The 17,659-nt window shown below is 57.4% G+C and carries 17 protein-coding genes; all 17 read left to right on the plus strand.

Annotated elements, in window-relative coordinates; all coding sequences use genetic code 11:
- The first annotated feature begins 2 nt into the window (after positions 1–2).
- The 17 genes from yidC (at position 3) to HBO19_RS10590 (ending at position 17,654) form a co-directional block, all read left to right on the plus strand.
- Positions 3–1,685, plus strand: coding sequence for a membrane protein insertase YidC (gene yidC, locus HBO19_RS10510; protein WP_032857171.1), 1,683 nt, complete (start codon positions 3–5; stop codon positions 1,683–1,685).
- Between the two features lie 79 nt (positions 1,686–1,764).
- The gene (mnmE, locus tag HBO19_RS10515; RefSeq protein ID WP_169954063.1) at positions 1,765–3,135 is read left to right on the plus strand and encodes a tRNA uridine-5-carboxymethylaminomethyl(34) synthesis GTPase MnmE; all 1,371 of its coding nucleotides are present in this window, start codon (positions 1,765–1,767) and stop codon (positions 3,133–3,135) included.
- A gap of 551 nt (positions 3,136–3,686) precedes the next feature.
- The gene (gene mnmG, locus HBO19_RS10520; RefSeq protein ID WP_170042010.1) at positions 3,687–5,579 is read left to right on the plus strand and encodes a tRNA uridine-5-carboxymethylaminomethyl(34) synthesis enzyme MnmG; all 1,893 of its coding nucleotides are present in this window, start codon (positions 3,687–3,689) and stop codon (positions 5,577–5,579) included.
- Positions 5,576–6,220 (plus strand): 16S rRNA (guanine(527)-N(7))-methyltransferase RsmG, encoded by a 645-nt coding sequence (rsmG, locus tag HBO19_RS10525; protein ID WP_169902059.1) that lies wholly within the window; start codon positions 5,576–5,578, stop codon positions 6,218–6,220. Before mnmG ends, rsmG begins: the two co-directional genes overlap by 4 nt.
- Before the next feature lie 18 nt (positions 6,221–6,238).
- Positions 6,239–7,036 carry a ParA family protein gene (locus tag HBO19_RS10530; protein ID WP_005792605.1) on the plus strand — a complete coding sequence of 266 codons (798 nt, stop codon included), beginning with the start codon at positions 6,239–6,241 and terminating at the stop codon, positions 7,034–7,036.
- 9 nt (positions 7,037–7,045) lie between these two features.
- A complete protein-coding gene (locus tag HBO19_RS10535; RefSeq protein WP_032857179.1) occupies positions 7,046–7,918 on the plus strand; it encodes a ParB/RepB/Spo0J family partition protein in 873 nt (290 codons plus the stop codon).
- Between the two features lie 148 nt (positions 7,919–8,066).
- Positions 8,067–8,474 (plus strand): F0F1 ATP synthase subunit I, encoded by a 408-nt coding sequence (locus tag HBO19_RS10540; protein WP_010565865.1) that lies wholly within the window; start codon positions 8,067–8,069, stop codon positions 8,472–8,474.
- A gap of 16 nt (positions 8,475–8,490) precedes the next feature.
- The gene (gene atpB, locus HBO19_RS10545) at positions 8,491–9,360 is read left to right on the plus strand and encodes a F0F1 ATP synthase subunit A (RefSeq protein WP_029290172.1); all 870 of its coding nucleotides are present in this window, start codon (positions 8,491–8,493) and stop codon (positions 9,358–9,360) included.
- Positions 9,361–9,493: 133 nt separating this feature from the next.
- Positions 9,494–9,751: a F0F1 ATP synthase subunit C gene (gene atpE, locus HBO19_RS10550; protein WP_002555987.1), complete on the plus strand. Its 258-nt coding sequence runs from the start codon at positions 9,494–9,496 to the stop codon at positions 9,749–9,751.
- Between the two features lie 56 nt (positions 9,752–9,807).
- The gene (locus HBO19_RS10555) at positions 9,808–10,278 is read left to right on the plus strand and encodes a F0F1 ATP synthase subunit B (RefSeq protein WP_008439543.1); all 471 of its coding nucleotides are present in this window, start codon (positions 9,808–9,810) and stop codon (positions 10,276–10,278) included.
- 12 nt (positions 10,279–10,290) lie between these two features.
- Positions 10,291–10,827, plus strand: coding sequence for a F0F1 ATP synthase subunit delta (locus HBO19_RS10560; RefSeq protein WP_057439298.1), 537 nt, complete (start codon positions 10,291–10,293; stop codon positions 10,825–10,827).
- A gap of 21 nt (positions 10,828–10,848) precedes the next feature.
- Positions 10,849–12,393: a F0F1 ATP synthase subunit alpha gene (gene atpA, locus HBO19_RS10565; RefSeq protein WP_029290137.1), complete on the plus strand. Its 1,545-nt coding sequence runs from the start codon at positions 10,849–10,851 to the stop codon at positions 12,391–12,393.
- A gap of 50 nt (positions 12,394–12,443) precedes the next feature.
- Positions 12,444–13,304, plus strand: coding sequence for a F0F1 ATP synthase subunit gamma (atpG, locus tag HBO19_RS10570; protein ID WP_057439299.1), 861 nt, complete (start codon positions 12,444–12,446; stop codon positions 13,302–13,304).
- Positions 13,305–13,331: 27 nt separating this feature from the next.
- Entirely contained in the window at positions 13,332–14,708 is a 1,377-nt protein-coding gene (atpD, locus tag HBO19_RS10575; protein ID WP_015886645.1) for a F0F1 ATP synthase subunit beta, read from the plus strand.
- 44 nt (positions 14,709–14,752) lie between these two features.
- Positions 14,753–15,169: a F0F1 ATP synthase subunit epsilon gene (locus HBO19_RS10580; RefSeq protein WP_057439300.1), complete on the plus strand. Its 417-nt coding sequence runs from the start codon at positions 14,753–14,755 to the stop codon at positions 15,167–15,169.
- A gap of 123 nt (positions 15,170–15,292) precedes the next feature.
- Positions 15,293–16,660 carry a bifunctional UDP-N-acetylglucosamine diphosphorylase/glucosamine-1-phosphate N-acetyltransferase GlmU gene (gene glmU, locus HBO19_RS10585; RefSeq protein WP_170042011.1) on the plus strand — a complete coding sequence of 456 codons (1,368 nt, stop codon included), beginning with the start codon at positions 15,293–15,295 and terminating at the stop codon, positions 16,658–16,660.
- A gap of 226 nt (positions 16,661–16,886) precedes the next feature.
- Positions 16,887–17,654, plus strand: a complete 768-nt coding sequence (locus HBO19_RS10590) for a DeoR family transcriptional regulator (protein WP_029290123.1) — start codon at positions 16,887–16,889, stop codon at positions 17,652–17,654.
- Positions 17,655–17,659: the final 5 nt, after the last annotated feature.

Consider the following 17,659-nt stretch of genomic DNA (forward strand, 5'->3'; position numbering starts at 1 on the left):
TCATGGATATTAAACGCACGATCCTGATCGTCGCCCTGGCAATCGTGTCCTACGTTATGGTTCTGAAATGGAACCAGGACTATGGCCAGGCTGCCCTGCCGACTCAGAATGTTGCTACCAATCAGTCTGCTCCTGCTATTGCAGATGCACCGTTGGGTAACAATGCTTCCGCCAGTGCCGATGTACCCAGCGCGAATGCCGATACCAGCACCCCTGTAGATAACGCGGTCATCACCAATAAAGACCTCATCCACGTCAAGACGGATGTGTTGGACCTGGCGATCGATCCACAGGGCGGCGATATCGCCCAGCTGAAATTGCCACTGTACCCACGTCGCCAAGACCATCCGGATGTTCCATTCCAGTTGTTCGATAACGGTGGCGAGCGTGTTTATCTGGCACAAAGCGGCCTGACTGGCACTGATGGCCCTGATGCTCGTGCTACCGGTCGTCCGGTTTATTCGACCGAACAGAAGACTTATCAACTGGCTGATGGCCAAAACCAGTTGAACGTCGACCTGAAATTCAGTCACGACGGCGTCAATTACATCAAGCGCTTCAGCTTCACGCGCGGTTTGTACGATCTGAAAGTCACCTACCTGATCGATAACACCAGCGAAAAGGCCTGGACTGGCAACCTGTTTGCCCAGCTCAAGCGTGATGGCAGTTCCGATCCATCTTCCAGCACTGCCACCGGCACCGCGACTTACCTGGGCGCCGCCCTGTGGACAAGTAACGAGCCGTACAAGAAAGTGTCGATGAAAGACATCGACAAGGGCGCGCTGAAAGAAACGGTCCAAGGTGGTTGGGTAGCCTGGCTGCAACACTACTTTGTAACCGCGTGGATCCCGAATAAGGGCGAAGCCAACCTGGTCCAGACCCGTAAGGACAACCAGGGTAACTACATCATTGGTTTCACTGGCCCGGCGTTGACCGTTGCACCAGGTGCCAAGGCTGAAACCAGCGCCACCCTGTATGCCGGCCCGAAAAGCCAGGCGGTACTCAAGGAGTTATCCCCAGGTCTGGAACTGACTGTGGATTACGGCATCCTGTGGTTCATTGCCCAGCCGATCTTCTGGTTGCTGCAACATATCCACAGCATCGTCGGTAACTGGGGCTGGTCGATCATCTTCCTGACCATGCTGATCAAAGGGATTTTCTTCCCTCTGTCGGCCGCCAGCTACAAGTCGATGGCCCGTATGCGCGCCGTTGCGCCGAAACTGGCTGCACTCAAAGAGCAACATGGCGACGACCGGCAGAAAATGTCGCAAGCCATGATGGAGCTGTACAAGAAAGAGAAGATCAACCCGCTGGGTGGATGCTTGCCGATTCTGGTACAGATGCCGGTGTTCCTGTCGCTGTACTGGGTACTCCTGGAAAGCGTGGAAATGCGCCAGGCGCCGTTCATGCTGTGGATAACTGACCTGTCGATCAAAGACCCGTTCTTTATCCTGCCGATCATCATGGGCGCAACCATGTTCATCCAGCAGCGTCTGAACCCGACGCCTCCGGATCCGATGCAGGCCAAGGTAATGAAAATGATGCCAATCATCTTCACCTTCTTCTTCCTGTGGTTCCCGGCTGGTCTGGTTCTGTACTGGGTGGTCAACAACGTGTTGTCGATCTCTCAACAGTGGTACATCACACGTAAGATCGAAGCGGCTGCCAAAAAAGCCGAGGCGTAACTTACTCTGTGGATAACCACTCAAGACGCCCCCTCGTGGGGCGTTTTGCATTCTGTCACTTTTGTCTGGGAAACCGCTGATGAGCGCTCCTCGTGAAACCATCGCTGCCGTCGCCACCGCTCAAGGCCGGGGCGGTGTCGGCATCGTTCGTATTTCCGGGCCACTTGCGGGCATTGCCGCCCAAGCGATCAGCGGCCGCGAGCTCAAGCCCCGGTATGCGCATTACGGGCCTTTTTTCGGCGAGGATCTTGAGGTACTGGATGAGGGCCTGGCCCTGTATTTCCCGGGCCCAAATTCTTTCACCGGTGAGGATGTGCTGGAACTGCAAGGCCATGGCGGGCCTATCGTCCTCGACATGCTGCTACAGCGCTGCCTGCAGTTGGGCTGCCGTCTGGCGCGGCCTGGTGAATTCAGCGAGCGTGCGTTTCTCAACGACAAGCTCGACCTGGCCCAGGCCGAGGCGATTGCCGACCTGATCGAGGCCAGTTCTGCACAGGCGGCGCGCAATGCCTTGCGCTCGTTGCAGGGGGCATTTTCCCTGCGTGTGCATAACCTCACCGAGCAATTGATCAGTTTGCGCATCTATGTCGAGGCCGCGATTGATTTCCCGGAAGAAGAAATCGACTTTCTTGCCGATGGCCATGTCCTGGCCATGCTCGATAAGGTACGAGACGAGTTATCCACAGTTTTGAAGGAAGCCGGGCAGGGCGCATTGCTGCGCGATGGCATGACGGTGGTGATTGCCGGCCGGCCCAACGCCGGCAAGTCCAGCTTGCTCAACGCCCTGGCGGGGCGTGAAGCGGCGATTGTCACCGAAATTGCCGGCACCACCCGGGATATCCTGCGCGAACATATCCACATTGATGGCATGCCGCTGCACGTGGTCGATACCGCCGGTTTGCGTGACACCGATGACCAGGTGGAAAAAATCGGCGTGCAACGGGCGCTCAAGGCCATCGGGGAAGCCGATCGGGTGTTGCTGGTGGTGGATGCCACCGCGCCAGAGGCCGTGGATCCTTTTGCCCTGTGGCCGGAGTTCCTTGAGCAACGGCCGGACCCGGCCAAGGTCACGCTGATTCGCAACAAGGCAGACCTCACGGGTGAGGCGATTGCCCTGGAGGTCAGCGACGATGGCCATGTCACCATCAGCCTCAGCGCCAAGTCTGCCGGCGATGGCCTGGAACTGCTGCGCGATCATCTCAAGGCCTGCATGGGCTATGAACAGACTTCGGAAAGCAGCTTCAGTGCGCGTCGCCGCCACCTTGAGGCGTTGCGCCATGCCAGTGCCGCCCTTGAGCATGGCCGGGCGCAGTTGACCCTGGCAGGTGCTGGGGAGCTTCTGGCTGAGGATTTGCGCCAGGCACAGCAGCTTCTGGGGGAGATTACCGGGGCATTCAGTTCCGATGACCTGCTCGGCAGGATCTTTTCCAGTTTCTGCATCGGTAAATAACCCTTCGTAGTTCACAGACAGGCCATTGGTGCCTGTCTGTTTTGTCCGTTTCAGGACACCTCTGCGTATTTTCTGACAATAACCTCGCCCCGAGGTGGCCTTGCCGTGGGCGGAATTTGCCGCGGCTGATGCTTTTCTGTGGATTAAGCCCTGTGAATAACCGCCCCTGTGCCCAGTTGATAACAGGGCTTGAAACCTGAGTAAAAACCCCTCTGTGGATAACCACCTGTTTAATCCACAGGCTTAAAGCACTTATCCAAGGGCCTCATTGGCACCTAACCACAGACTTTTGAATCTCTGTACAGTACGTAAATAAAGGGCTATAGAGATCTATCCACAGAAAGTAGTCTCAGTAGAAATAAACATAAAAACAAAGATTTAATAAATTTCTCTCTTTTAATTTCTATTGTCTGTGATTCATCCACAGCTGGTTAAATTTTGTGCAAAGGGTTCTTTAGGAACGGCTAAGTCCCTATACTTGCCGCCATAGCTCTAAAACTCTTTCAACAAACAATTCCTGATTACCTACATAAGCAGGCACGAGGTGCGTGGTGGATTTCCCTTCCCGTTTTGAAGTGATCGTCATCGGCGGCGGTCATGCCGGTACCGAGGCAGCACTGGCGTCAGCCCGCATGGGGGTCAAAACCCTGTTGCTGACGCACAACGTGGAAACCCTCGGTGCCATGAGTTGCAACCCCGCCATTGGTGGGATCGGCAAAAGCCATCTGGTCAAGGAAATCGACGCCCTTGGCGGTGTGATGGCCATGGCTACCGACAAGGGTGGTATTCAATTTCGCGTGCTCAACAGCCGCAAAGGCCCGGCGGTGCGTGCTACTCGGGCACAAGCCGATCGCATCCTGTACAAGGCCGCGGTGCGCGAAACCCTGGAAAACCAGGCCAACCTGTGGATATTTCAACAGGCCGCAGATGACCTGATCGTCGAACAGGACCAGGTGCGCGGTGTTGTTACGCAAATGGGCCTGCGTTTCTTCGCAGAATCCGTGGTGTTGACCACAGGCACCTTCCTCGGTGGACTTATCCACATCGGGATGCAGAACTATTCCGGCGGCCGCGCCGGCGATCCGCCGTCCATCGCCCTGGCTCATCGCCTGCGCGAACTGCCACTGCGTGTCGGTCGCCTGAAAACCGGGACCCCGCCACGTATCGACGGGCGTTCTGTGGATTTCTCGGTGATGACCGAACAGGCCGGGGATACGCCGATTCCGGTGATGTCGTTCATGGGTTCCAAGGAGCAGCACCCCAAGCAGGTGAGCTGCTGGATTACCCACACCAACGCGCGCACTCACGAAATCATCGCTGCCAACCTTGATCGTTCGCCGATGTACTCGGGCGTGATCGAAGGCATCGGCCCGCGTTATTGCCCATCGATCGAGGACAAGATCCACCGCTTTGCCGACAAGGAAAGCCACCAGGTCTTCATCGAGCCGGAAGGTTTGACTACCCACGAGCTGTACCCGAACGGAATTTCCACTTCCCTGCCGTTCGACGTGCAAATCCAGATCGTGCAGTCGATTCGCGGCATGGAAAACGCCCACATCGTGCGCCCCGGCTACGCCATCGAGTACGACTACTTCGATCCGCGGGACTTGAAATACAGCCTGGAAACCAAAGTGATCGGCGGCCTGTTCTTCGCTGGGCAAATCAACGGCACCACCGGTTACGAAGAGGCCGGCGCCCAGGGTTTGCTGGCCGGGACCAACGCTGCATTGCGCGCCCAGGGCAAAGACAGCTGGTGCCCGCGTCGCGATGAAGCGTACATCGGGGTGTTGGTCGACGACCTGATTACCCTGGGTACCCAGGAACCGTACCGGATGTTCACTTCCCGGGCCGAATATCGCCTGATCCTGCGCGAAGACAACGCCGACCTGCGCCTGACCGAAAAAGGTCGCGAGCTGGGCCTGGTCGATGACGCGCGTTGGGCAGCGTTCTGCAAAAAACGCGAAAGCATCGAACTGGAAGAGCAGCGCCTGAAAAGTACTTGGGTCCGCCCGGGCACCGAGCAGGGCGATGCCATTGCCGAAAAATTCGGCACGCCGCTGACCCACGAGTACAACCTGTTGAACCTGCTGTCCCGCCCGGAAATCGACTACGCTGGTCTGGTCTCGGTAACCGGCGGTGGCGCAGAAGATCCACAGGTGGCCGAGCAGGTCGAAATCAAGACCAAATACGCCGGTTACATTGACCGCCAGCAGGATGAGATCGCCCGGCTGCGCGCCAGTGAAGACACCAAGCTGCCTGTGGATATCGATTACACCGGGATTTCCGGGCTGTCCAAAGAGATTCAAAGCAAGCTGGGGATAACTCGTCCCGAGACGTTGGGCCAGGCTTCCCGTATCCCGGGCGTCACCCCGGCAGCCATTTCGCTGTTGATGATTCATTTGAAAAAACGCGGCGCGGGCCGTCAGTTGGAGCAAAGCGCTTGAGTTCGTTGGTCACCTCGCAACACGCCGAAGAGTTATCCACAGGTGCACGCCAGTTGGGTGTGGACCTGACCGCAGCCCAGCACGAGTTGCTGTTGGGCTACCTGGCCCTATTGATCAAGTGGAACAAGGCCTACAACCTCACTGCGGTGCGCGATCCGGACGAAATGGTTTCGCGGCATCTGCTCGACAGCTTGAGCGTGATGCCCTTCATCGAAAACGGCCGCTGGCTGGACGTTGGCAGTGGCGGTGGCATGCCTGGCATCCCGTTGGCGATCCTGTTTCCCGAGTCGCAAGTGACTTGCCTGGACAGCAACGGCAAGAAAACCCGCTTCCTGACCCAGGTCAAACTCGAACTCAAGCTGGACAACCTGCAAGTTATCCACAGCCGCGTCGAAGCCTTCACGCCTGAACTGCCTTTCAATGGAATTGTTTCCAGGGCCTTCAGCAGCATGGAGAACTTCAGCAACTGGACCCGCCACCTGGGCGACCTGAACACCCGTTGGCTGGCAATGAAGGGCGTTCATCCAAGCGACGAGCTGTTAGCATTGCCGGCAGACTTCCACCTCGATAGCGAACACGCCTTGGCCGTACCCGGTTGCCAAGGCCAACGCCATCTGCTGATACTGCGCCGCACGGCATGATTGGGAACACAAGCAAGAATGGCTAAGGTATTCGCGATAGCGAACCAGAAAGGTGGCGTGGGCAAAACCACCACCTGCATCAACCTCGCAGCATCCCTGGTCGCTACCAAGCGTCGGGTGCTGTTGATCGATCTCGATCCACAGGGCAACGCCACCATGGGTAGCGGTGTGGATAAACACGGCCTGGAAAACTCGGTCTACGACTTGCTGATAGGCGAGTGCGACCTGGCCCAGGCTATGCACTACTCCGAACACGGCGGTTATCAACTGCTGCCGGCCAACCGCGACCTGACCGCGGCGGAAGTGGTGCTGCTGGAAATGCAGATGAAAGAAAGCCGTCTGCGCAGCGCCCTGGCGCCGATCCGCGAGAATTACGACTACATTTTGATCGACTGCCCGCCGTCGCTGTCGATGCTGACGCTCAACGCGTTGGTCGCCGCCGATGGGGTGATCATCCCCATGCAGTGCGAGTACTTCGCCCTCGAGGGCTTGAGCGACCTTGTGGATAACATCAAGCGTATCGCCGAGTTGCTCAACCCGAACCTGAAGGTCGAAGGCCTGCTGCGGACCATGTATGACCCGCGCCTGAGCCTGATGAACGATGTGTCGGCGCAGCTCAAGGAACACTTTGGCGACCAGCTCTACGACACAGTGATCCCGCGTAACATCCGCCTGGCCGAAGCGCCAAGCTATGGCATGCCCGCGCTGGCGTACGACAAGTCATCGCGTGGTGCCATTGCCTACCTGGCGCTGGCCGGCGAGATGGTTCGTCGCCAACGTCGCAACTCACGCACCGCTGCAGCCCAGCCAACTTAAGGAATCCCCATGGCCGTCAAGAAACGAGGTCTCGGACGTGGACTGGATGCACTGCTGAGTGGTCCGACTGTTACTTCGCTGGAAGAGCAAGCGGTGCAGGCCGACTCCCGTGAACTGCAACACCTGCCCCTGGACCTGATCCAGCGTGGCAAGTACCAGCCGCGTCGGGACATGGACCCGCAGGCGCTGGAGGAGTTGGCGAACTCGATCAAGGCCCAGGGCGTGATGCAGCCGATTGTCGTGCGCCCCATTGGCGGCGGTCGGTTTGAAATCATCGCCGGTGAACGCCGCTGGCGCGCCAGCCAGCAGGCCGGCCAGGAAACCATCCCGGCGATGGTGCGTGATGTGCCGGATGAAACGGCCATTGCCATGGCGCTGATCGAGAATATCCAGCGTGAAGACCTCAATCCCATCGAGGAAGCCATTGCCCTGCAGCGTCTGCAGCAGGAATTCAAGCTGACCCAGCAGGAAGTGGCCGATGCGGTGGGCAAATCCCGTGTCACGGTTTCCAACCTGTTGCGCCTGATTGCGCTTCCGGAAGTGATCAAGACCATGCTGTCCCACGGCGACCTGGAAATGGGTCATGCCCGTGCTTTGCTCGGTTTGCCGGAAAATCAACAGGTTGAAGGGGCGCGACACGTTGTCGCACGAGGTCTCACCGTTCGTCAGACCGAGGCCCTGGTTCGCCAGTGGCTCAGTGGTAAACCTGCACCGGTCGAGACGGTCAAAACTGATCCGGATATTGCGCGCCTTGAGCAGCGCCTGGCCGAGCGGCTGGGCTCTGCGGTGCAAATTCGCCACGGTAAGAAGGGCAAAGGGCAATTGGTTATCGGATATAACTCCCTTGATGAGCTTCAGGGCGTTCTTTCCCACATCCGTTGAAACATTTGCTTATGTAGCGTGCAGTCGGAAATCACTACCCGGCAGTTGAATAGGGGCAGAACCGCCCCTATACTCTGCGCGCATTTTGTCGGCACAAATTATGCCAAGTTATTGATTTCCGGCAGCCGACCATTGAGGAGCAAGAGTGATGGAAACCCGCACGCCAAACACGTTGCCGTTCCATCGCTTGGCCGTTTTTCCGGTTTTATTGGCCCAATTTGTCATTTTGCTGATCGCCGCATTGGCGCTTTGGTATTGGCATGGGGTCGTAGCCGGATACTCAGGACTCTGCGGAGGCCTGATAGCCTTGCTGCCCAATATGTATTTTGCTCACAGGGCCTTTCGGTTTTCCGGCGCCCGGGCAGCCCAGGCTATCGTCCGGTCCTTTTATGCCGGCGAGGCAGGGAAACTGATTTTGACGGCAGTGCTGTTTGCACTGACCTTTGCAGGTGTGAAGCCATTGGCGCCGCTAGCTGTATTCGGCGTCTTCGTGTTGACCCAACTGGTCAGCTGGTTCGCTCCCCTGCTAATGAAAACAAGACTTTCGAAACCTTAGGGCGTTTGAGGCAACCATGGCAGAAACAACCGCTTCGGGCTATATCCAGCACCACTTGCAGAACCTGACCTTCGGTCAGCTTCCCAACGGCGGCTGGGGCTTTGCCCACTCCGCAGCAGAAGCCAAAGAAATGGGCTTCTGGGCTTTCCACCTGGATACTCTGGGCTGGTCGGTCGCATTGGGTCTGATCTTCGTCCTGATTTTCCGCATGGCGGCAAAGAAGGCGACTTCCGGTCAGCCAGGTGCTTTGCAGAACTTCGTTGAAGTATTGGTCGAATTCGTCGATGGCAGCGTGAAAGACAGCTTCCATGGCCGTAGCCCGGTGATTGCACCACTGGCACTGACCATCTTCGTCTGGGTGTTCCTGATGAACGCCGTCGACCTGATCCCGGTGGACTGGATCCCGCAAGTGGCCATGTGGATCAGCGGCGACCCGCACATCCCATTCCGCGCGGTATCGACCACTGACCCGAACGCTACCTTGGGCATGGCCCTGTCGGTGTTCGCGTTGATCATTTTCTACAGCATCAAGATCAAGGGCATCGGCGGCTTCATCGGCGAACTGACCCTGCACCCGTTCGGCAGCAAGAACATCTTCGTTCAAGCCCTGCTGATCCCGGTGAACTTCCTGCTGGAATTCGTCACCCTGATCGCCAAGCCGATTTCCCTGGCCCTGCGACTGTTCGGCAACATGTATGCCGGCGAACTGGTGTTCATCCTGATCGCTGTGATGTTCGGCAGCGGCCTGCTCTGGCTTAGCGGCCTGGGCATTGTTCTGCAGTGGGCGTGGGCTGTGTTCCACATCCTGATCATCACCCTGCAGGCGTTTATCTTCATGATGCTGACCATCGTCTACCTGTCGATGGCGCACGAAGAGAACCATTAAGACCAGTCTCGACTAGTCTGATGTCCTTCCCGGTGAAACGGGAAGGTGGCCCCAAAGGGCTATGAAACGATTTGTTTTACCGCTTTAAAATCTAAAAAACCTAAACCATACGACGTAAAAGTCGGGAGGAAAGATGGAAACTGTAGTTGGTCTAACCGCTATCGCTGTTGCACTGTTGATCGGCCTGGGCGCCCTGGGTACTGCCATTGGTTTCGGCCTGTTGGGCGGCAAGTTCCTGGAAGGCGCAGCGCGTCAGCCAGAAATGGTTCCAATGCTGCAAGTCAAAATGTTCATCGTTGCCGGCCTGCTCGACGCCGTGACCATGATCGGTGTTGGTATCGCTCTGTTCTTCACCTTCGCGAACCCCTTCGTTGGTCAACTCGCCGGTTAATCACTCGTTTTTTTGAGTGATTGGTGTGTTGTGCAACGAACGAGCGAGGTATTGGCGTGAACATTAATGCAACCATTATTGGTCAGTCCTTAGCGTTCTTGATTTTTGTTGTTTTCTGCATGAAGTTCGTATGGCCTCCGGTCATCGCGGCTTTGCACGAACGTCAGAAGAAGATCGCGGATGGACTGGACGCTGCCGCACGAGCAGCTCGCGACCTGGAGTTGGCCCAAGATAAAGCGGGTCAGCAACTGCGCGAAGCGAAGGCTCAGGCAGCTGAAATCATTGAGCAAGCCAAGAAACGCGGTAACCAGATTGTTGAAGAGGCTGTTGAAAAAGCCCGTATCGACGCTGACCGTGTGAAGGTTCAGGCTCAGGCCGAGATCGAACAGGAACTGAATGGTGTCAAAGATGCGCTGCGTGCCCAACTGGGTGCTCTGGCCGTCGGCGGTGCTGAGAAGATCCTGGGTGCCACAATCGATCAAAACGCGCACGCGGAGCTGGTAAACAAACTGGCTGCTGAAATTTAAGCGAGGGCGATCATGGCAGAATTGACCACGTTGGCCCGACCTTACGCTAAGGCAGCCTTCGAGCACGCCCAGGCCCACCAGCAGCTGGCCTCTTGGTCAGCCATGCTCGGCCTGGCTGCAGCAGTGTCGCAAGACGACACCATGCAGCGCGTGCTCAAGGCCCCGCGACTGACGAGCGCAGACAAGGCCGCCACGTTTATTGACGTGTGCGGCGACAAGTTTGATGTGAAAGTGCAGAACTTCATCCACGTCGTTGCCGAAAACGACCGTCTCCCGCTTTTGCCGGAGATTGCCGCTCTGTTCGACCTGTACAAGGCCGAGCAAGAGAAGTCGGTAGACGTTGAAGTGACCAGTGCTTTTGCATTGAACCAAGAACAGCAAGACAAACTCGCCAAGGTTCTCAGTGCACGACTCGACCGGGAAGTGCGCCTGCAAGTTGCGGAAGACCCATCCCTTATTGGGGGTGTTGTCATTCGCGCCGGCGACCTGGTTATCGATGGCTCGATTCGCGGCAAACTCGCGAATCTTGCCGAAGCATTGAAATCTTGAGTTTGAAGGGGCAGCAGAGCAATGCAGCAACTCAATCCTTCCGAAATAAGTGAAATTATCAAGGGCCGCATCGACAAGCTCGATGTGACCTCCCAAGCCCGTAACGAAGGCACTGTCGTCAGCGTATCTGACGGCATCGTGCGGATTCACGGTCTGGCCGACGTAATGTACGGCGAGATGATCGAGTTTCCGGGCGGCGTCTACGGTATGGCCCTCAACCTGGAGCAGGACTCCGTAGGTGCCGTTGTATTGGGCGCGTACACCAGTCTGGCTGAAGGCATGAGCGCCAAGTGCACAGGCCGCATCCTGGAAGTTCCGGTTGGTAAGGAACTGCTGGGTCGCGTTGTCGACGCACTGGGTAACCCTGTTGACGGTAAAGGTCCACTGGGCAACACCGAGACCGACGCGGTCGAGAAAGTTGCTCCAGGCGTGATCTGGCGTAAGTCGGTAGACCAGCCTGTACAGACTGGCTACAAGGCTGTCGATGCCATGATCCCAGTCGGCCGTGGCCAGCGTGAGCTGATCATCGGTGACCGTCAGATCGGTAAGACCGCTCTGGCGATCGACGCGATCATCAACCAGAAAGACAGCGGCATTTTCTGCGTCTACGTAGCGATCGGTCAGAAACAATCGACCATCGCCAACGTGGTTCGCAAGCTGGAAGAAAACGGCGCCCTGGCCAACACGATCATCGTGGCTGCCAGTGCTTCGGAATCTCCTGCGCTGCAATTCCTGGCACCGTACTCCGGTTGCACCATGGGTGAATTCTTCCGCGACCGCGGTGAAGACGCGCTGATCGTTTATGACGATCTGTCCAAGCAAGCAGTGGCTTACCGCCAGATTTCCCTGCTGCTGCGCCGTCCACCAGGCCGTGAAGCCTACCCAGGCGACGTGTTCTATCTCCACTCCCGTCTGCTGGAGCGCGCATCCCGCGTTTCCGAAGAGTACGTAGAGAAGTTCACCAACGGCGCAGTGACCGGCAAAACCGGTTCCCTGACCGCACTGCCGATCATCGAAACCCAGGCTGGCGACGTTTCCGCGTTCGTTCCGACCAACGTGATTTCCATCACCGACGGTCAGATCTTCCTGGAATCGGCCATGTTCAACTCCGGGATCCGTCCTGCTGTGAACGCCGGTGTTTCGGTATCCCGTGTGGGTGGTGCCGCTCAGACCAAGATCATCAAGAAGCTCTCCGGTGGTATCCGTACCGCTCTGGCTCAGTACCGTGAACTGGCGGCATTCGCCCAGTTCGCTTCTGACCTGGACGAAGCGACCCGTAAGCAACTTGAGCATGGTCAGCGCGTTACCGAGCTGATGAAGCAGAAGCAATACGCGCCAATGTCGATCGCTGACATGTCGCTGTCGCTGTATGCCGCTGAGCGTGGGTTCCTGACTGACGTCGAAATCGCCAAGGTCGGCAGCTTTGAACAAGCGCTGATTGCTTACTTCAACCGAGATCATGCCGATTTGATGGCCAAGATCAACGTGAAGGGTGACTTCAATGACGAAATCGACGCTGGCCTGAAGGCTGGTATCGAGAAGTTCAAGGCCACCCAAACCTGGTAAGCCGCAGCGGGAGCCGCAAGGCTCCCGCTTGCTAACCTGATAGGTGTTACATGGCAGGCGCAAAAGAGATTCGCAGTAAGATTGCGAGCATCAAAAGCACGCAAAAAATTACCAGCGCCATGGAGAAAGTGGCGGTCAGCAAAATGCGCAAGGCACAAATGCGCATGTCGGCTAGCCGTCCTTATGCGGAGCGTATCCGCCAGGTAATTGGGCATCTGGCCAACGCCAACCCGGAATACCGCCACCCGTTCATGATCGAGCGCGCCGTCAAGCGTGCAGGTTATGTGGTAGTGAGCAGTGACCGTGGTTTGTGCGGTGGTTTGAATACCAACCTGTTCAAGGCCCTGGTCAAGGACATGGCGGTAAACCGCGAAAACGGCGTCGAGATTGATCTGTGTGTTGTTGGTAGCAAGGGTGCGGCCTTTTTCCGCAACTTCGGCGGTAACGTCGTTGCAGCTATCAGCCACCTGGGTGAAGAGCCGTCGATCAATGACTTGATCGGCAGTGTGAAGGTGATGCTGGATGCGTACCTGGAAGGCCGGATTGACCGCCTGTCCGTGGTATCCAACAAGTTCATCAACACCATGACCCAGCAGCCGACCGTGGAGCAATTGATTCCACTGGTGGCGACCCCGGATCAGGAACTCAAGCACCACTGGGACTACCTCTACGAACCAGACGCCAAAGAGCTGCTTGACGGCTTGATGGTGCGCTACGTGGAGTCGCAGGTGTACCAGGCGGTGGTCGAGAACAACGCAGCTGAACAAGCGGCGCGGATGATCGCGATGAAAAACGCTACCGACAACGCCGGTGATCTGATCAGCGATTTGCAGCTGATCTACAACAAGGCGCGTCAGGCTGCGATCACCCAAGAGATCTCGGAAATCGTCGGCGGCGCTGCCGCGGTTTAACGGTTCAAATATTCAGAGGATCCAGCTATGAGTAGCGGACGTATCGTTCAAATCATCGGCGCCGTTATCGACGTGGAATTCCCACGCGACAGCGTACCGAGCATCTACAACGCGCTGAAAGTACAAGGCGCGGAAACTACTCTGGAAGTTCAGCAGCAGCTGGGCGACGGCGTAGTTCGTACCATTGCGATGGGTTCCACCGAAGGCTTGAAGCGCGGTCTGGACGTTGTCGACACTGGCGCTGCCATCTCCGTACCGGTCGGTAAAGCGACCCTGGGCCGGATCATGGACGTACTGGGCAACCCGATTGACGAAGCTGGCCCGATCGATACTGAAGAGCGTTGGGGCATTCACCGTCCAGCACCTTCGTTCGCCGAGCAAGCTGGCGGCAACGACCTGCTGGAAACCGGCATCAAGGTTATCGACCTGGTCTGCCCGTTCGCCAAAGGCGGTAAAGTGGGTCTGTTCGGTGGTGCCGGTGTAGGCAAGACCGTAAACATGATGGAACTGATCCGTAACATCGCCATCGAGCACAGCGGTTATTCCGTGTTCGCCGGTGTGGGTGAGCGTACTCGTGAGGGTAACGACTTCTACCACGAGATGAAGGACTCCAACGTTCTGGACAAAGTGGCACTGGTCTACGGTCAGATGAACGAGCCGCCGGGTAACCGTCTGCGCGTAGCACTGACTGGCCTGACCATGGCCGAGAAGTTCCGTGACGAAGGTAACGACGTTCTGCTGTTCGTCGACAACATCTACCGTTACACCCTGGCCGGTACCGAAGTATCCGCACTGCTGGGCCGTATGCCTTCGGCAGTAGGCTACCAGCCGACCCTGGCTGAAGAGATGGGCGTTCTGCAAGAACGTATCACTTCGACCAAGGAAGGTTCGATCACTTCGATCCAAGCGGTATACGTACCTGCGGATGACTTGACCGACCCGTCGCCTGCGACCACCTTCGCCCACTTGGACGCCACCGTCGTACTGTCCCGTGACATCGCTTCCCTGGGTATCTACCCAGCGGTCGATCCACTGGACTCGACTTCGCGCCAGCTGGACCCGAACGTGATCGGCCAGGAGCACTACGACACCGCTCGCGGCGTTCAGTACGTGCTGCAGCGCTACAAAGAGCTGAAGGACATCATTGCGATCCTGGGTATGGACGAGCTGTCGGAAACCGACAAGCAGTTGGTATCCCGCGCTCGTAAGATCCAGCGCTTCTTGTCGCAGCCGTTCTTCGTGGCTGAAGTCTTCACCGGTGCCTCGGGTAAATACGTTTCCCTGAAAGACACCATTGCTGGCTTCAAAGGCATCCTCAACGGTGACTACGACCACCTGCCAGAACAAGCGTTCTACATGGTCGGCGGCATCGAAGAAGCGATCGAGAAAGCCAAGAAACTGTAATCCAGGCGCCCGGCAACGGGCGCTCATCAGGTTGAGGCAATCAGATGGCTATGACAGTCCATTGCGATATCGTCAGCGCGGAAGGGGAAATCTTCTCCGGTCTGGTAGAGATGGTAATTGCACACGGCGAGTTGGGTGACCTGGGTATTGCCTTGGGCCACGCACCGCTGATCACCAGCTTGAAGCCCGGTCCGATTACTCTGACCAAGCAGGGCGGGGAAAAGGAGGTGTTCTACATCTCTGGCGGTTTCCTCGAAGTTCAGCCGAACATGGTCAAGGTTCTTGCCGACACCGTGCAACGTGCTGGCGACCTGGATGAAGCCTCCGCTCAGGAAGCCGTCAAGGCTGCCGAGAAGGCTCTGCACGAAAAAGGTGCAGACTTCGACTACAGCGCTGCTGCTGTACGTCTGGCCGAGGCTGCAGCCCAGCTGCGCACGCTCCAGCAGATCCGCAAGAAGTAAGCGGCCAAGCCGTCATGCTTCATGCGCGATTGATTAAAAAGGGTAGCCTCGGCTACCCTTTTTCTTTTTTTGCAAAACACTTCTTTGGTCTGAAGCCGGACCGCCCAGGATTGGTAGCCATTCATGTCTCTTGAAATCGTCATTCTCGCCGCTGGCCAGGGCACCCGCATGCGTTCAGCCCTGCCCAAGGTACTGCACCCGGTTGCGGGTAACTCCATGCTTGGCCATGTTATCCACAGCGCCCGGCAACTGGACCCACAACGTATCCACGTAGTGATTGGCCACGGTGCCGATGCGGTACGTGAGCGTCTGGCAGCCGATGACTTGAATTTCGTATTGCAGGACAAGCAACTGGGTACCGGTCATGCCACCGCGCAAGCCGTACCGTTCATCAAGGCCGACACCGTGCTGATCCTCTACGGTGATGTGCCGCTGATCGAAGTGGAAACCCTGCAGCGCCTGCTCAAGCACGTAGTGCCGGGCCAGATGGGCCTGCTCACCGTCGAACTGGACGACCCTACCGGTTATGGCCGCATCGTGCGCGATGCCGGCGGCAAGGTCGCCGCCATCGTCGAGCATAAAGATGCCAGCGAGGCACAACGGGCGATAAGCGAAGGCAATACCGGGATTCTCGCGGTGCCGGCGGCTCACCTGGCAGACTGGATGAGTCGTTTGTCGAATAACAATGTCCAGGGCGAGTACTACCTCACCGACGTCATCGAGATGGCCGTCAGCGACGGCCTGCTGGTCGCCACCGAGCAGCCCCACGACCCAATGGAAGTGCAGGGTGCCAACGACCGCAAGCAACTGGCGGAACTGGAGCGTCACTACCAACTGCGCGAAGGCCGCCGCCTGATGGCGCTGGGCGTGACACTGCGTGACCCGGCGCGTTTCGATGTACGCGGTGAGGTGACCGTGGGCCGCGACGTGCTGATCGATATCAATGTGATCCTCGAAGGCCGCGTGATCATCGAAGACGATGTGGTGATTGGCCCCAATTGCGTGATCAAGGACAGCACCCTGCGCAAAGGCGTGGTGGTCAAGGCCAACAGTCACATCGACGGTGCCGTGATGGGTGAGGGCAGCGATGCAGGGCCATTTGCGCGGTTGCGCCCGGGCAGCGTGCTGGGCGCCAGGGCCCATGTGGGTAACTTCGTTGAGCTGAAAAACGCACGGATGGGCGACGATGCGAAGGCAGGGCACCTGGCCTACCTCGGCGATGCAGTGATTGGGGCCCGCAGCAACATTGGCGCCGGCGCCATTACTTGCAATTACGATGGTGCCAACAAGTATCAGACGACGATCGGTGAAGACGTCTTTATTGGCTCCAACAATTCACTGATTGCGCCCGTCACCATTGGCGATGGTTCAAACACAGCGGCAGGCTCAACCATCAACCAGGATGTGGATAAGTCGCAATTGGCGGTGGCCCGCGCCCGCCAACGCAACATCGACGGCTGGAAACGCCCGGTCAAAATCAAAAAGACCTGAGTTATCCACAACCTTCAGGCACCACCCATCAATGTGGGAGCTGGCTTGCCTGCGATAGCGATATTTCAGTCACGTTTTCATCGACTGATACACCGCTATCGCAGGCAAGCCAGCTCCTACATTTTTGATCTGGGCTTCAATAAAATTTCATTCTTCTGCTTGACGATCCTTCGTCAATAGGTTTTGATTGCCTTCGTTATCTTTCGAAACGAAACTTATCATCACCATGTCGAAACGAAATACACCACAACGACGCCACAACATCCTCACCTTGCTCAACGAGCAGGGCGAAGTGAGCGTGGATGAATTGGCCAAGCGTTTCGAAACCTCCGAAGTGACCATCCGCAAGGACCTCGCCGCGCTGGAAAGCAACGGCTTGCTGCTGCGTCGCTACGGTGGCGCCATCACCATGCCCCAGGAACTGGTGGGCGATCCTGCCCAACCGATTTCTGTGCATAAGCGCGCCATCGCCCGGGCGGCGGTCAAGCGCCTGCGTGAACATGCGCGGATCATCATCGACAGCGGCAGCACCACCGCCGCGATGATTCCCGAACTGGGCCATCAGCCCGGCCTGGTAGTGATGACCAACTCCCTGCATGTGGCCAGTGCCCTGAGTGAGCTTGAGCATGAACCGGTGCTGCTGATGACCGGCGGTACCTGGGACCCGCACTCGGACTCGTTCCAGGGACAGGTCGCCGAACAGGTGCTGCGTTCCTATGACTTCGACCAACTGTTTATAGGCGCTGACGGCATCGACCTGCAGCGCGGTACCACCACCTTCAATGAATTGTTGGGCTTGAGCCGAGTGATGGCCGAAGTCGCCCGCGAAGTGGTGGTGATGGTCGAATCCGACAAGATCGGCCGCAAGATTCCCAACCTGGAACTGCCCTGGAGCAGCGTCCATACCCTTATTACCGATGATCGCCTGCCGCTTGAGGCCCGCGACCAGATTCAAGCCCGCGGCATTACTCTGATTTGCGCGGCAGTCATCTAGGAGAG

This window comes from Pseudomonas sp. WS 5021, from assembly GCF_012985535.1.
Lineage (GTDB): Bacteria > Pseudomonadota > Gammaproteobacteria > Pseudomonadales > Pseudomonadaceae > Aquipseudomonas.

Coding starts and splice junctions, on each gene's coding strand:
- HBO19_RS10530 (WP_005792605.1), top strand. CDS start 6,239: ATGGCTAAGGTATTCGCGATAGCGAACCAGAAAGGTGGCGTGGGCAAA.
- HBO19_RS10590 (WP_029290123.1), top strand. CDS start 16,887: ATGTCGAAACGAAATACACCACAACGACGCCACAACATCCTCACCTTG.
- atpA (WP_029290137.1), top strand. CDS start 10,849: ATGCAGCAACTCAATCCTTCCGAAATAAGTGAAATTATCAAGGGCCGC.
- atpG (WP_057439299.1), top strand. CDS start 12,444: ATGGCAGGCGCAAAAGAGATTCGCAGTAAGATTGCGAGCATCAAAAGC.
- HBO19_RS10580 (WP_057439300.1), top strand. CDS start 14,753: ATGGCTATGACAGTCCATTGCGATATCGTCAGCGCGGAAGGGGAAATC.
- glmU (WP_170042011.1), top strand. CDS start 15,293: ATGTCTCTTGAAATCGTCATTCTCGCCGCTGGCCAGGGCACCCGCATG.
- HBO19_RS10560 (WP_057439298.1), top strand. CDS start 10,291: ATGGCAGAATTGACCACGTTGGCCCGACCTTACGCTAAGGCAGCCTTC.
- mnmE (WP_169954063.1), top strand. CDS start 1,765: ATGAGCGCTCCTCGTGAAACCATCGCTGCCGTCGCCACCGCTCAAGGC.
- yidC (WP_032857171.1), top strand. CDS start 3: ATGGATATTAAACGCACGATCCTGATCGTCGCCCTGGCAATCGTGTCC.
- HBO19_RS10540 (WP_010565865.1), top strand. CDS start 8,067: ATGGAAACCCGCACGCCAAACACGTTGCCGTTCCATCGCTTGGCCGTT.
- atpE (WP_002555987.1), top strand. CDS start 9,494: ATGGAAACTGTAGTTGGTCTAACCGCTATCGCTGTTGCACTGTTGATC.
- atpD (WP_015886645.1), top strand. CDS start 13,332: ATGAGTAGCGGACGTATCGTTCAAATCATCGGCGCCGTTATCGACGTG.
- atpB (WP_029290172.1), top strand. CDS start 8,491: ATGGCAGAAACAACCGCTTCGGGCTATATCCAGCACCACTTGCAGAAC.
- HBO19_RS10535 (WP_032857179.1), top strand. CDS start 7,046: ATGGCCGTCAAGAAACGAGGTCTCGGACGTGGACTGGATGCACTGCTG.